Consider the following 15,405-nt stretch of genomic DNA (forward strand, 5'->3'; position numbering starts at 1 on the left):
CCCACCTGCTGCGCGGGACACTCCCACCTGGAAGACCAGCAAAAAGAGCGAGCAAAAACATTCGGGCCATGAAATTGGGAAAATTATTCTTGGCAGTCCCAAAAAATTTCCCAAAAACACCCGAAAAAGCCCTGCATATGCTTGAATTGGTCATATCTTATAGCTGTTAGGAACACACTCAGTTATAAAATGAGGGCGACATCACTAAGCTATAAGTGTTGAAAGCCCACAATTCATTATCGGTAGATCCGGGTCACATATTCGGAGCTACCACTTTGTTATGAATGTAGGCTGAATAACTAGACGCGGACCGAACCTCGGATCCACGTATATGAACTCCAACTTCATCCCGGTTTAACCCAGGAAGGATTGACCACCTTGACGCTGTCACCTGAACTTCAGGCGCTCACTGTACGCAATTACCCCTCCGATTGGTCCGACGTGGACACCAAGGCAGTAGACACCGTCCGTGTCCTCGCTGCCGATGCGGTAGAAAATTGTGGATCTGGCCACCCCGGCACGGCAATGAGCTTGGCTCCCCTTGCCTACACCTTGTACCAGCGTGTGATGAACGTTGATCCGCAGGACACCAACTGGGCTGGCCGTGACCGCTTTGTTCTTTCCTGTGGACACAGCTCCCTCACCCAGTACATCCAGCTTTACTTGGGTGGATTTGGCCTCGAGATGGACGATCTTAAGGCTCTTCGCACCTGGGATTCCCTCACCCCGGGTCACCCTGAATACCGCCACACCAAGGGCGTTGAAATTACCACTGGCCCACTTGGCCAGGGTCTTGCTTCTGCAGTTGGTATGGCCATGGCTTCCCGCCGTGAGCGCGGTCTTTTTGACCCCACCGCAGCAGCTGGCGAATCCCCATTCGATCACTACATCTACGTTGTAGCTTCCGATGGAGACCTGCAGGAAGGCGTTACCGCCGAGGCTTCCTCCCTTGCTGGCACCCAGCAACTGGGCAACCTCATTGTCTTCTGGGATGACAACCGCATCTCCATCGAAGATGACACCGAGATCGCCTTCAACGAAGACGTCATCGCACGTTATAAGGCATACGGCTGGCAGACCATCGAAATCGAGGGTGGCGAGGACGTAGCAGCTATTGAGGCTGCCGTTGCAGAGGCAAAGAAGGACACCCAGCGTCCTACCTTCGTCCGCGTTCGCACCATCATCGGCTTCCCTGCTCCAACCATGATGAACACCGGTTCCGTACACGGTGCTGCACTGGGTGCCGCAGAGGTTGCAGCAACCAAGCAGGAACTCGGATTCGACCCTGAGGTTAACTTCGCAATTGATGATGAAGTTATCGCACACACCCGCAAGCTTGCTGATCGTGCTGCTGAGAAGAAGGCAGTATGGCAGGAAAAGTTTGACAAGTGGACTGCTACAAACCCAGAGAACAAGGCTCTCTTTGACCGTCTGACCGCTCATGAGCTGCCTGCTGATTTCGCAGCTGAGCTACCAGTATGGGATGCAGATCCAAAGGGTGTTGCAACCCGTAAGGCTTCCGAGGCTGCACTGCAGGCCCTGGGCAAGACCTTGCCTGAGCTTTGGGGTGGCTCCGCTGACCTCGCAGGCTCCAACAACACCGTGATCAAGGGATCCCCTTCCTTCGGTCCAGAGACCATCTCCACCGACGCTTGGACCGCCGAGCCTTATGGCCGCAACCTGCACTTCGGTATCCGTGAGCACGCAATGGGCTCCATCCTGAACGGCATCGCACTACACGGTGGCACCCGTCCTTATGGCGGAACCTTCTTGATCTTCTCCGATTACATGCGTCCTGCAGTTCGTTTGGCAGCACTCATGGGCATCGACACCTACTACGTCTGGACACACGATTCCATCGGTCTGGGCGAAGACGGCCCAACCCACCAGCCAGTGGAAACCTTGGCAGCACTGCGCGCGATCCCAGGTTTGTCTGTCCTGCGCCCAGCTGATGCTAATGAGACTGCCCAGGCTTGGGCAGCTTCCCTGGAGCACAAGGAAGGTCCTAAGGGCCTTGCTTTGACTCGCCAGAACGTTCCTGTCCTTGAGGGCACCAAGGAAAAGGCCGCCGAGGGCGTCCGCCGCGGTGCTTACACTCTGGTTGAAGGTTCCAAGGAAACCCCAGACGTTATCCTCATGGGCTCCGGCTCCGAGGTTCAGCTTGCAGTTGAAGCAGCTCAGGCTCTGGAAAACGACGGCGTTGCAGCTCGCGTTGTATCCGTTCCTTGTATGGACTGGTTCCTCGAGCAAGATGCAGACTACATCGAGTCCGTGCTTCCAGCAGCTGTAACCGCTCGCGTTTCCGTTGAAGCTGGAATCGCAATGCCGTGGTACCGCCTCATCGGCACCCAGGGTCGCGCTGTCTCCCTCGAGCACTTCGGTGCTTCTGCTGATTACCAGACCCTGTACGAAAAGTTCGGCATCACCACCGAGGCAGTTATTGAAGCTGCCAAGGCTTCTATCGGTGCCTAAGCTTTTTTAAAAAACACCCGCTGTACAGCGCTTCGGCCCGGGGCTTGAAATTCTCCGGAATTTTTGGCCCCGGGCTTTGTTTTGTCAAGGGTATAAAGGACTGTTAGAACCTACCCTCCCAACGCTTTATTTGGCGGCACGCTTGGTGTCGCCGCGGTGGGAAAATAACTTAGAGGAAAATTAATACACATGTCACATATTGACGATCTTGCCCAACTTGGTACCTCCACCTGGCTCGATGACCTTTCCCGTGAACGCATCACCTCCGGAAACCTGCAGGAAGTAATTGATAAGAAGTCTGTCGTTGGTGTAACCACCAACCCAGCTATTTTCGCTGCCGCAATGTCCAAGGGCGATTCCTACGATGCTCAGATCGCTGAGCTCAAGGCCGCAGGCGCCTCTGTTGACCAGGCTGTTTACGCAATGAGCATCGACGATGTCCGCAATGCTTGTGACCTTTTCACCGGCATCTACGAGTCCAGCAATGGTTATGATGGACGCGTTTCCATCGAGGTTGATCCTCGTATCTCCGCTGATCGTGATGCTACCCTGGCTCAGGCCAAGGAGCTGTGGGCAAAGGTTGATCGACCTAATGTCATGATCAAGATTCCTGCTACCCCAGGTTCCCTGCCAGCAATCACCGATGCATTGGCTGAGGGCATCAGCGTTAACGTCACCTTGATCTTCTCCGTAGCACGCTACCGCGAGGTCATCGCTGCTTACGTCGAGGGCATTAAGCAGGCTGCAGGCAATGGCCACGATGTTTCCAAGATCCACTCTGTCGCTTCCTTCTTCGTGTCCCGCGTTGATGTTGAGATCGACAAGCGCCTCGAAGCAATCGGCACCGAAGAAGCACTTGCTCTCCGTGGCAAGGCAGGCGTTGCCAACGCTCAGCGCGCATACGCTGTATATAAGGAGCTTTTCGACGCTGCTGAGTTGCCAGTCGGCGCTAACACCCAGCGCCCACTGTGGGCGTCCACCGGCGTTAAGAACCCTGCTTACCCAGCAACCCTCTACGTTTCTGAGCTTGCTGGCCCACAGACCGTCAACACCATGCCAGAAGGCACCATCGACGCAGTTCTGGAATTGGGTAACCTACACGGCGATACCCTCTCCAACACCGGCGCTGAAGCTGAAGAGGTATTTGTTAAGCTCAACAACCTTGGTATCGATTTGGCTGATGTCTTTGACGTCCTCGAGACTGAAGGCGTTGAAAAGTTCGTGGCATCTTGGAGCGAACTCCTTGAGTCCATGGAATCCCGCCTGAAGTAGAATCAGGGAAAGCAAGCAGCAAGCTGCATTTGTAACGGCACCGAGAACCACTTAGAACCACCGTGGTCCTCGTGGCCGTTACACATATTTCACCAAAGAAAGGATCGTGACGCTTCCATCGTGAACACGACTCCCACCTGGACTAATCCACTTCGTGATCCCCAAGACAAGCGACTCCCCCGAATTGCTGGACCTTCCGGCATGGTTATTTTCGGTGTCACCGGCGACCTTGCCCGCAAGAAGCTCCTTCCTGCCATTTATGACCTCGCCAACCGTGGTTTGCTTCCTCCCGGATTCTCCCTCGTTGGTTATGGCCGCCGTGAGTGGTCCAAGGAAGATTTTGAAAAGTATGTGCGTGAAGCAGCTGTTGCTGGAGCACGAACTGAGTTCCGTGAAAATGTCTGGGAGCGTCTCGCCGAGGGCATGGAATTTGTCAGCGGCAACTTTGATGATGATGTAGCCTTCGACAACCTTGCTGACACCCTAAAGCGCCTCGACGAAACTCGTGGCACCGCCGGCAACTGGGCATTCTACCTGTCGATTCCACCAGATTCCTTCGCCGCAGTTTGTTATCAACTGGAACGCTCCGGCATGGCAGAATCCACCGATGATGTCTGGCGACGAGTCATCATCGAAAAGCCTTTTGGCCATGATCTTGAGTCCGCACATGAACTCAACCGCCTGGTCAATGCTGTTTTCCCAGAATCAAACGTGTTCCGCATCGACCACTACCTGGGCAAAGAAACAGTGCAAAATATTATGGCGCTGCGTTTTGCCAACCAGCTTTTTGAACCACTGTGGAACTCTAATTATGTGGACCACGTCCAGATCACCATGGCTGAAGACATCGGCCTAGGTGGCCGTGCTGGTTATTATGATGGCATCGGCGCTGCCCGCGATGTTATTCAAAACCACCTCATCCAGCTTTTGGCTTTGGTTGCCATGGAAGAGCCAATCTCCTTTACTCCAAAGCAGCTGCAGGCTGAAAAGATCAAGGTTTTGAGCGCCACCAAGCCTTGTTACCCCCTAAATAAGACCTCTGCTCGTGGCCAATACGCCTCCGGTTGGCAGGGCTCTGAATATGTAAAGGGCCTGCGTGAGGAAGAAGGATTTGATCCTAATTCCACCACCGAAACCTACGCTGCCTGCACCCTAGAAATTACTTCCCGCCGTTGGGCTGGAGTGCCTTTCTACCTGCGCACCGGCAAGCGTTTGGGACGTCGCGTAACCGAGATTGCAGTGGTCTTTAAAGACGCTCCACACCAGCCATTTGATGAGGGCATGACTGCTTCCTTGGGACAAAACGCCATTGTGATCCGTGTACAGCCTGATGAAGGTGTGCTAATCCGCTTTGGTTCTAAGGTCCCTGGTTCTGCCATGGAAGTCCGCGACGTCAACATGGACTTCTCCTACTCAGAATCCTTTACCGAGGAATCCCCTGAGGCCTATGAGCGACTCATCCTCGATGCTTTGTTGGATGAATCAAGCCTCTTCCCCACCAACAAAGAGGTGGAATTGAGCTGGGAGATTCTCGATCCAGTTCTCAAGGCCTGGGAAACCGCTGGTCAGCCTGAGGAATATGCAGCTGGCACCTGGGGTCCCAAGAGCGCCGATGACATGCTTGCCCGCAATGGCCACACTTGGCGCCGGCCATAATTTAGAGGAAGTTAGGTAATACACATGATCTTTGAGCTTCCAGATACCACTACTCATCAAATTTCCAAGACGCTTTCCAGGCTGCGCGAGTCCGGCACTCAGGTCACCACTGGCCGTGTGCTGACCCTAATTGTGGTCACCAATTCAGAAAGCGACGTGGCGGCAATTACCGAGTCCACCAATGAAGCTTCCCGCGAACATCCATCGCGTGTGCTCATCTTGGTGGTTGGTGACAAAGCTGCAGAAACCAAGGTTGATGCCGAGGTACGTATCGGTGGCGACGCCGGTGCATCAGAGATGATCATTATTCATCTCAACGGTCCAGTGGCCGATAACCTGCAGTCAGTAGTGACTCCCCTGTTGCTTCCTGATACCCCAATCGTTGCTTGGTGGCCAGGCCAATCCCCAGAAGATCCTTCCAAGGATCCCATTGGAAAAATTGCCCATCGCCGCATTACCGATGCTCTTTATGATCGCGAAACCGCACTGCAGGACCGTATCGAAAATTACCGTCCTGGAGATACTGATATGACCTGGGCGCGTATTACCCAATGGCGTGGCCTTGTGGCCTCCTCCCTGGACCACCCACCACACGGTGAAGTTACCGCGGTGCGGGTGCGGGGCTCGTCGACAAGCACTTCAGTTGACCTCGCTGCAGGTTGGCTGGCACGTCGCCTCAATGTCCCCGTTATTCGTGAATGCACCGATTCGCCCACTGTGGCCTGCGATGAAGCCGGAACTCCGCTGCTTTCCGTGGAACGTTTGGAAATTGAACGCGCTACTGGCTCTATCGTGATCAGTATTCAAGATGCCCACACCCTGCGTGTGGAGATGCCAGAGAAGGGCACTGCTCCAGCACTAGTTGCTATTGGACGCCGCAGCGAGGCCGATTGTTTGGCTGAGGAGCTACGTCATATGGACCCAGATTTGGGTTATCAGCATGCACTTGCTGGACTTTCCAGCGTTAATCGCATTGATGTCTAAGGAGTTTTTTTCGTGGTTGAAGTAGTTTCTGCAGTTGATACCACTGATTTGGTAGATCAGGCTGCTGCCCGTTTTATTGATGTTGTTACCGAGGCAACTCAGGATAATGGCACCGCTCGAGTTGTCCTCACCGGCGGTGGAGCTGGCATTAAGTTGCTGGAAAAACTCGCTGTTGATGGCGCTGACCTGGCATGGGACCGTATTCACGTTTTCTTTGGCGATGAGCGTAATGTCCCGGTAGATGATCCAGAGTCCAATGAAGGCCAGGCTCGTGCAGCTTTGCTTTCCAAGGTGGCAATTCCGGCCGAAAATATCCACGGTTATGGCCTCGGATCTGCTGATTTGGCGGAGGCTGCCGCAGCCTATGAAGCGGTGTTAGAGGAATTTGCCCCTAACGGCTTTGATTTGCACTTGCTGGGCATGGGTGGAGAAGGCCACATCAACTCTCTCTTCCCTCATACCGCAGCTGTTGCCGAGGCAGACCGCAAGGTTATCGCGGTTTTTGATTCTCCAAAGCCACCAGCTGAGCGTGCAACCCTGACTCTGCCAGCGGTACTCTCCGCAGATCGAGTTTGGTTGTTGGTTTCTGGTGCAGAAAAGGCTGAGGCTGCTGCTGCAATTGTGGCTGGCAAGCCTGCTGTAGAGTGGCCAGCTGCTGGCGCCAAGGGCAAGTCCGAGACTTTGCTATTCCTGGCTGCTGATGCTGCCACTGAACTTGCTTAGTTAATTTCCAAGTTCTAGCACTGCAAAAATCCGGGTGTAGTTTTCAAGCTTTTAAGAAGCTTGAAAACTACACCCGGATTTTTTACTAGCTGCGTGCTAGTTTGATGTCCGCCGAATGGCTGCCCTTACCCTGGAGAAGTGTGGCAGCATGTTCTGCAAAATTGGTGTCTATAACACCACCTCCTCTTTGATATTTTGGTGCGAGCTGATGCGGAAATCCTCACTATATAAAGGTGAGGTCTGACCCACTGCCAAATGTGCGGCTAGCTCGCCATAGGCAGGGGAAAGTTTGAAGGCGTGGCCGGAACCGCCGGTGAGAACAACGACATTGTCAATAGCATCAATCAGCGGAGCTTTATTGGCAGTGTAGGTATCGTAGTGCACGCTAAAGCGGTTCGGCTCTGGATTAACGCCGGGGAAAAGATCGTGGGTTTTGCGACCAAATTCAGAGATCGCTTCGCGGTCGAGGCGTAGATCCTCATCTTCCACATGTGCCCCCAGTGGCACTCCCCAATCGTCGAGACCAGAAATCTTAATGCTATAGCCATCAACACACGGTGCACCAAACACGTGGAAACCATCGCGGTCGCGGATAAAGCAAGGCAAGTTTTCTGGCTGGAAGTCCTCAAGCTTATAGGGCAGGAACCAGGTTAGTGCGAGGCGACGAACCTCTAGCAGTGGTGCAACCTGTGGAAGCAACTCACCCGTCCAGGCGCCGGTGGTGACAATAACGCGGTCAACCTGAGTGACTTCTTCACCTGCTTGAATGAGGACGTGATCGCCCTTGTCTTCAATATTGGTGATCTTTTGGTGCTCCCGGATTTCTGCACCGTTTGCGCGTGCTTCTTCAATGGCACTTAAGACTGCGAGCTCGGGGCGCAAGGCACCGCCTTGCTTATCAACAATGCCGGCCTCCTCATCACGGAAATCCAAGCCCGGGTAGCGCTGACGCATTTCTGCTGCAGTTAGGCGCTCATGAGGCAGATCATAACGTTCTACCGATTCCACCAGTCGCTGAAATGGTGCTTCATCTTCTTTACCAGTACTTAAGACGCCAAAATTATGGAAGAGTTCGCGGCCAGAGGTCTCACTAATCTCAGACCACAGATCCTTAGCGCGCTTGAGCAGTGGAACATAAGTGCTGCCCTCGTGATAAGCCATACGGAAAAGTCGGGACTCTCCGGTGAAGGCGCCATATCCGTGGGCGATACCAAATTGTTCAAATCCGATGGCTTCGACACCAGGAATTTTGCTCAAGTGCCATAAAGCCATAGAACCTGTGGCTCCAAGACCAATAACCGCTACCTTCATTATTTTGTGCTCCTTAGGCGAGTAAGAACGATGTGGCTAAAGTTGAAAAAAGGGCCGGTAGTCCGGGAGCGGGTTACCGGCCCGCTTAGCGTTTTTCAGGGGTTATGCAGGGGGGTAGATCTAGCTAGGGATTTGCCGAGCTTAGGCGAGGTCTGGCTTTTCCCACAGGTTAAGGGAGGTGCCGATACCCTTTTCCAGTGCGTTTTCATAAACCTGTGTAGCCCAAGCGACGTCTTCTACTGGCATGCCACCGACAGAATAAAGAATGATTTCTTCATCGTTGGTGCGGCCTGGCAGCTTGCCGGAGCAGATATCGCCAATCTGGGAAATCTTGGCTGGATCCAGCTGGCCGGAGCTAGCAAGGTCATGCCAGTGGGTGCCCGGAATGCCCAGCAACTGATAAGCCTGTGGGCCGTACTCCTCAGCCCACGCATCGTAGAGGCCCATGTAGTCAACGACGAGGCGGGCGTCGTCAAGCAAATAAGAATCATCAAAGCGAGCTGCAGCTGGAAGCAGGAGCAAAGCGCCTGGCTTGAGCCATTCCTTCTTGAAGTATGGGAATGCGGAGGAGCCGGCGGCATCGGTGGTGGTAGCTGCGATGATGATATCGGCATCTGCTGCTGCCTCTTCTTCTGAAGCAACGGCAATGACATCAACCTGTGGGAACTTCTCTAAAGCCCAAGAAGCAAAAGCTTGAATGCCGCGGTCGCTGCGGCCCTTAACCTTGATGGTGGTAATTCCGGGGCGCTGCGACAAAACAGCCTCAGTGATGGTCTTAGCCATCACACCTGGGCCAACTACGGCCAGGGTGGTTGCATCGGCAACGGCCAAGTGCTTGACACCAACACCAGGCACGGCACCGGTGCGGTAAGCGGAGAGCAAGTTAGCGGACATAATCGCCTTTGGCGCACCAGTGACGGTGTCATTCAGCACAAAGGTGTGGATGGAACGTGGCAGGCCAGAGGCCTTATTTTCAGCGTTGGAGCCGTACCACTTAACTCCGGTGTTCCTAAAACGACCACCCAGATACGCCGGCATTGCCATGAATCGACGGTCTGGACCATCCTTTGGCATACCTTCAAATTCCGGATTCTCCGGGAAGGTGATCATCGCACCGTGGGAGTTGGAATTTAGTCCAGCCATCTTATAGTCACCTTGTGCAAGCAGCACCAAGGTTTCTTCCATAACGTCTACACATTGTGCAACATCCTTAACACCTGCAGCGATCATGTCTGGCTCGCTCAGGAAAAGGAAATCAATGGCAGTTGCGGAGGTCTGAGTAGTGGTCATTTCTTATGCCTTTCGGTTTTCTACTACGTGCTTTTCAACTACGGGCTTTTCGACGCCCACCTGCTGGGCGCGGGGTGCGGGTTCTTCGGGGATGCTCGGACCGAAGTTGGAGCGGGAAGCCATGCCAATTCCTGCGGAATTGAGCTGGTAGGCAGATTCTGCGTGCTCAGCGTGGTCAATACCCTCATACTCAGCCTCAGGGCTAATACGGATTGGCATAACCTTGCTCAAGAGTGTTGCGATCAACCAGGTCATACAGAAGGCGTATGCCAAGGTGACGATGGAAGCCAGTGGTTCCCTCCACAGCAGTGACAGCTCTCCACCAGCAAAGATGCCGGCAAGTCCTGCAGGAGCGGCTGGATCAGCGAAGAAGATGATAAACAATGCGCCTGCGATTCCGGCCATACCGTGTACTGCAAAAACATCGAAGGAGTCATCAACGCGGTGGGTGGTCTTCCAGCTAATTGCCCAGAAAGCGATGATGGCACCAAAGGCACCAACTGCAAATGCTCCAAGTGGGTTAACTGCGTCCGCTGCAGGAGTAATAGCTACCAGACCGGCGATGGTACCGGTGATCAGACCGAAGAAAGTTGGCTTGCCACTGAAGATGCGCTCCACCAGAATGAAGCCCATCATGCCGCCACCAGCTGCAAGCAGTGAGGTAACAACTACATAGCTTGCAAGGAAGTTTGCGCCACCTGCGGTACCACCGTTAAATCCGAACCAACCAGCGATAATCATTCCGGAGCCGATAATGAGCAGTGGCAGGTTGTGTGGACGAACCGCCATTGTGTGGCGGCGTCCCAGCACCATTGCCAGAGCCAGGCCGGATGCACCAGCGTTCATGTGAACTGCAGTGCCACCGGCGAAGTCATGGAATTCAAGGATATTCTTCATCCAACCACCCACGTATCCAGATTCTGGATCAGAGATTGCGAAGACCCAGTGTCCTAGTGGAGCGTAAACGAGGGTGAACCACAAAACTCCGAATACCAGCCAAGCGCCAAAGCGCATGCGACCAGCAGCTCCAGATGAAACGAGGGCTAGTGAGATGGCGGCGAAAAGGATATAGAATCCTGCCCACATCATTCCACCCGAGCCATCGTCTGCCATGACGCTGCGGAATCCGAAGTATTCAAGGGGATTTCCGATAATTCCCCATCCCCCGATGGAGTTACCTACGACTAGACCGTGGCCATAAAGAATATAAACGAATGTGATGAGTCCAAGAGAGCTCATAACCATCATGAAGGTGTTAAGTACTTGGTGTCCGCCAAGCATGCCACCATAAAGGAGGGCCAAACCAGGGAACATCATGCTTACCAGCGCGAATGATGTGAGAATCCAGGCTAGATCTGAGGGGTCCATTTTAGAGGCCTTTCAGCTATGTGGAGCTACCGTGCGAAGTATTTTCTATTTCGCTATAGATAAACAAAGCCCAGTTTTTTAACTATCATTCAATAGAATTGCCTTTTATAATGAATGTCACTTTCTTTAGGTGTTGTGGCAGTTTCAAATTCACTTTTAACGCCAAAAAAACGGCCTCCGAAGAGGCCGTTTATTTGAGCGTGAAGAATCTTAGGAGTACGCCTGAATCAGATTGAGTGCAATGATGCACACGATCCAAATGAGAGCTACCAAGATGGTGACGCGGTCCAGGTTCTTCTCAACCACAGTGGAGCCCGAAAGATTGGACTGCACACCGCCGCCAAAAAGGCTTGAAAGTCCGCCACCCTTGCCCTTATGCAACAAGACGAAAACCGTCATGAGCAAGCTGGCGACGACGAGGATAATTTGAAGCGTCAATGCCATATGGAAACTTTTCCTAACCTGATTTTGAATAACTCTAGATAGTATACATGAGGCCACAAGGCCTAGCAGGCTAACCTGAGTTTCGCAGTGCCGTTGCCAGGCCATTCATAGTCAATTGAATATTGCGCGATACTCCCTTGCTTTCATCACCCGCGCGGTAGCGACGCATCATCTCTACCTGAATGACGTTAAGTGGCAAAAGATAAGGGAATCGACTGCGGACCGAACGCGCCAAAAGCGGATTTTCATCCAGCAAATCAGTGGATCCCGTGATGACACAGAACATTTCCTTAGTCAGGAAGTATTCATCAAAAATGACATCATAGATCCGCTGGGCTACTTCCCTATCAGGAATAAGCTCCGAATAAAGCTTGGCTAAGCGTAGTTCAGCCTTGGACATCACCTGTGCCATGTTATCGAGCACAGAGGTGAAGAATGGCCAAGTCTCATTAAGCTCCTGCAGCTCCTTAATGCGCTCGGTGGCCTGTTCCCCACTGCCAATCCATTGCTGCAACGCAGTGCCAACACCAAACCAACCTGGCAACATCACGCGAGATTGTGACCAGCTGAGAACCCAAGGAATAGCACGTAAATCTTCCACCGAAGATGTCTGCTTACGAGACGATGGTCGAGAACCAATATTGAGTGAGCCGATTTCACGCAGTGGTGTGGACTGGGTGAAGTAATCAATGAAGCCAGGATCCTCATGCACCAAAGAGGAATATTTCTGCAGGCTGAGCTCAGAAATCTCGCGCATAATCTCATAGGCGCGTTCTGGATCAGAAAGATCAGAAACATCCAACAAGGAAGCCTCAAGCGTTGCAGAAACCAATGCCTCCAAGTTGCGACGAGCTGTTTCTGGGCTGCCGTACTTGGCGGAAATAATTTCACCTTGCTCGGTGATTCGCAGCGATCCGCGCACAGCCCCCTTGGGCTGTGCCAGGATTGCGTCATAGGAAGGTCCGCCGCCACGGCCAACCGTACCTCCACGACCGTGGAATAAGCGCAACTTAACCCCGGCTGATCGGCAAAGATCTACCAGCTGCAGTTCCGCGTCGTAAAGCGCCCAGTTTGCCGAGAAATATCCGCCATCCTTATTGGAATCGGAATAGCCGAGCATGACTTCCTGGACATTGTCGCGCTGCTGGAGGTAGTTGCGATAAAGATCAATCTTCCAGAGATCTTCGAGGATTCCGGCGCCAGCTTGTAGATCATCGATGGTTTCAAATAGCGGAATCACGTCGATGCTTCCCACTGGAGTATCGCCCTTAGCCTTGATTAGGCCAAATTCCTTGAGCAATACCATGGGCTCGAGAACGTCAGTGACCGAAGACGCCATAGAAATAATGCAATGAGGCACCATGTTAGGGCCAAACTTCTCGACGGCATGCGCTGCCATCTTGAAAATGCCCAGCTCACGCTCGGTAGGCTCAGTGAAATCCCAGCCACCATTAGGGATCAATGGGCGCGGGCTGCGCAGCTCCTTGAGCAAAAGCTCAGTTTTAGCAGCCTCGTCGAGGTTGCGATAATCCGCGGTGACCTGCGCGTTTTGGAAGAGCTCAGTGAGCACATCCTCATAGCTCTCGGAGTTTTGGCGCAGGTCCAAAGAATAAAGGTTAAAGCCAAAGCTTTGAACCGCAGCGTAAATTGCCGCTAGACGATCATCTGCAATGAGCTCATCGTGAGAAGCTCGGAGAGAATCATCGACAATTTTTAGTTCGGCGGCAAATTCTTCAGGGGAGGAATATGGCTCAAAGATCTTAAACCAGGTGCCTTCGACGGCATGCTCACCAATGAGATGTGCAGTGGTTGCTAGGATGCGGCCACGAATTCCGTGTACAGCGCGACGATAAGGCTCATCCACGCGGCTTGGAACGTCGTTTTTGCCAGCGTCGGCCAGCTCACGCAGTTCTTCAGTAACCGAGCTCATACGGTCAGACAAGCTCAGCTCATGTTCGAGAGTGTGCAGCTGGCGGCCATAGTACTTCAGTACAGTCTCTGCAGCGCGGCTGGTGGAATAAGCCACGACGTCCGCGGTGACATATGGATTACCATCATGATCTCCACCAATCCAGGAACCTGGCTTGATTACAGCCTTCGCCGGAATGACCTTGCCATAACGTGAACGCAATTCCAAAACCACATCACGGTTAATACGTGGGATTTCTTCCAACAAGCTGAGCTTGTAATAACGCAAGCCCACCTCAATTTCATCTTCAATGCGAGGACGTGCCACACGAATCAACGCGGTCTGCCACAACACCGAGATACGACGATGAATATTCTTTTCAATCGCATCAAGCTTTGCCTGGGTACGTGCATTTTTTGGAGCAGCCAAAAGCAGCTGACGTTCCTGCATATATGCAGTGATCCACTTCTGAGCATCAAAAACTGTGCGACGGCGAGTTTCCGTGGGGTGCGCGGTAAGAACAGGCGCAACCTGGGCATTGCGTAAGACATCGGAAACATCCGAGGCCTTAACTTCTGCCTCATCCAATTTCAGCCAGGTTGATTCCAAGGTGCTCTCAGGTGGGGTTTCACCAGAATCAAGAGCTTGCTCTCGAGCCTCCGCATCATGGAGATCCTCTGCCAAGTTAGCCAGCAGCGCAAAGTGAGTAAAGGCGCGGGCAACTGGGGTAGCTTTTTCAGGGTCGATTCCCTTAAACACCTCTACTAGGGTGTCCATTTCCAGATTTCCCTTGGCAATTTGGAAAGAGGTTTGGCGAGCGCGCTCAACCAACTCATAAACTTCCGAGCCTTCTTGCTCGGAAATTACCTTTCCTAGGATGCGCCCGAGAAAGCGGATATCGTCTCGCAAAAGATCATTCACTGTACTTTTTACTCCTCGAAGAGTGTCTTGCAATGATGTCCTGAAAGCGCTTAAGAAGATGCGCTTAAAATAAAACAGTCGTCCAGCACTATAAAAGAGATACTGGGCGACTGTTGAGGTTTGAAGAAGCTCGAAAACCTTAGTTAAACGAGCACTCAAAGTGGCCGGGCACCTGGAGGTGTGCTTTTAAGAGCACTAAAACCTGGCAGCGATACCTAGCCGTGCCGAGCCAATTAAGGCTCAGCGTTGTTAAAGCTAGGTTTAGGCTACGGTTGCAGCATTGGCTGCCAGCTTGGCGAAAGCTTCACCATCGAGGGAAGCGCCACCTACAAGACAGCCATCAACGTCAGGCTGTCCGACGATCTCTGCAACGGTTTCTGCCTTTACGGAGCCGCCATAAAGGATGCGCAGACCGGAAGCGATGTCCTCGCCTGCCAGCTCAACGATAAGTCCGCGAATAGCTGCGCAAACTTCCTGAGCGTCAGCTGCAGATGCAACCTTTCCGGTGCCGATTGCCCACACTGGCTCATAAGCAATAACAGTGTTGGACAGTTCCTCAGCGCTAAGACCAGCCAAAGAAGCGCGGGTCTGCTCTACGACGTAATCAACGTGGGTGCCAGCTTCGCGGATTTCCAGTGGCTCGCCAACGCAGACGATTGGGCTAATGCCCTTGCTCAGAGCTGCCTTTGCCTTAGCAGCAACCAACTCATCAGATTCGTTGTGGTACTCACGACGCTCGGAGTGACCCACCACTACCCAAGAGCAATTTAGCTTTGCCAACATGGAAGCAGAAACTTCGCCGGTGTATGCGCCAGACTCGTGCTCGGAAACATCCTGAGCACCGAAGGTAACTTCCAATTTGTCGCCTTCAACCAAGGTCTGCACGGAGCGGATGTCGGTGAAAGGAACGGTAAGTGCGACGTCAACCTTCTCGTAGTATTCCTTTGGCAATGCAAAAGCGAGCTTCTGAACAGTACCAATGGCCTGCTGGTGATCGAGGTTCATCTTCCAGTTGCCGACGATAAGTGGCTTACGTGCCATGTGTGACACACCTT

General features: G+C 52.9%; 11 protein-coding genes. 5 read left to right on the plus strand and 6 right to left on the minus strand.

Annotation, left to right across the window (positions count from 1 at the left end; genetic code table 11):
• Positions 1-378 precede the first annotated feature (378 nt).
• The 5 genes from tkt (at position 379) to pgl (ending at position 7,107) form a co-directional block, all read left to right on the plus strand.
• Positions 379-2,472 (plus strand): transketolase, encoded by a 2,094-nt coding sequence (gene tkt, locus H924_RS07520; protein WP_015651363.1) that lies wholly within the window; start codon positions 379-381, stop codon positions 2,470-2,472.
• Between the two features lie 189 nt (positions 2,473-2,661).
• On the plus strand, positions 2,662-3,744 hold the full coding sequence (tal, locus tag H924_RS07525; protein WP_015651364.1) for a transaldolase: 1,083 nt from the start codon (positions 2,662-2,664) through the stop codon (positions 3,742-3,744).
• 120 nt (positions 3,745-3,864) lie between these two features.
• Entirely contained in the window at positions 3,865-5,400 is a 1,536-nt protein-coding gene (gene zwf / locus H924_RS07530; protein WP_015651365.1) for a glucose-6-phosphate dehydrogenase, read from the plus strand.
• A 24-nt stretch (positions 5,401-5,424) separates the two neighbouring features.
• Positions 5,425-6,384, plus strand: coding sequence for a glucose-6-phosphate dehydrogenase assembly protein OpcA (locus H924_RS07535; protein WP_015651366.1), 960 nt, complete (start codon positions 5,425-5,427; stop codon positions 6,382-6,384).
• Between the two features lie 12 nt (positions 6,385-6,396).
• Positions 6,397-7,107, plus strand: a complete 711-nt coding sequence (gene pgl / locus H924_RS07540; RefSeq protein ID WP_015651367.1) for a 6-phosphogluconolactonase — start codon at positions 6,397-6,399, stop codon at positions 7,105-7,107.
• A 168-nt stretch (positions 7,108-7,275) separates the two neighbouring features.
• On the opposite strand, the gene solA is transcribed toward pgl, so the two are convergent.
• The 6 genes from solA to tpiA all read right to left on the minus strand — a co-directional run bounded on the left by solA (position 7,276) and on the right by tpiA (position 15,391).
• Positions 7,276-8,418, minus strand: coding sequence for an N-methyl-L-tryptophan oxidase (solA, locus tag H924_RS07545; RefSeq protein WP_015651368.1), 1,143 nt, complete (start codon positions 8,416-8,418; stop codon positions 7,276-7,278).
• Positions 8,419-8,559: 141 nt separating this feature from the next.
• Positions 8,560-9,708 carry a tyramine oxidase subunit B gene (locus H924_RS07550; RefSeq protein ID WP_015651369.1) on the minus strand — a complete coding sequence of 383 codons (1,149 nt, stop codon included), beginning with the start codon at positions 9,706-9,708 and terminating at the stop codon, positions 8,560-8,562.
• 3 nt (positions 9,709-9,711) lie between these two features.
• On the minus strand, positions 9,712-11,076 hold the full coding sequence (locus H924_RS07555) for an ammonium transporter (RefSeq protein WP_015651370.1): 1,365 nt from the start codon (positions 11,074-11,076) through the stop codon (positions 9,712-9,714).
• Between the two features lie 210 nt (positions 11,077-11,286).
• Entirely contained in the window at positions 11,287-11,520 is a 234-nt protein-coding gene (gene secG, locus H924_RS07560) for a preprotein translocase subunit SecG (RefSeq protein WP_015651371.1), read from the minus strand.
• A 70-nt stretch (positions 11,521-11,590) separates the two neighbouring features.
• On the minus strand, positions 11,591-14,350 hold the full coding sequence (ppc, locus tag H924_RS07565; protein WP_015651372.1) for a phosphoenolpyruvate carboxylase: 2,760 nt from the start codon (positions 14,348-14,350) through the stop codon (positions 11,591-11,593).
• A gap of 261 nt (positions 14,351-14,611) precedes the next feature.
• Positions 14,612-15,391, minus strand: coding sequence for a triose-phosphate isomerase (gene tpiA, locus H924_RS07570; protein WP_015651373.1), 780 nt, complete (start codon positions 15,389-15,391; stop codon positions 14,612-14,614).
• Positions 15,392-15,405 lie beyond the last annotated feature (14 nt).

It is taken from the genome of Corynebacterium callunae DSM 20147 (assembly GCF_000344785.1).
GTDB classification, from domain to species: Bacteria; Actinomycetota; Actinomycetes; order Mycobacteriales; family Mycobacteriaceae; genus Corynebacterium; species Corynebacterium callunae.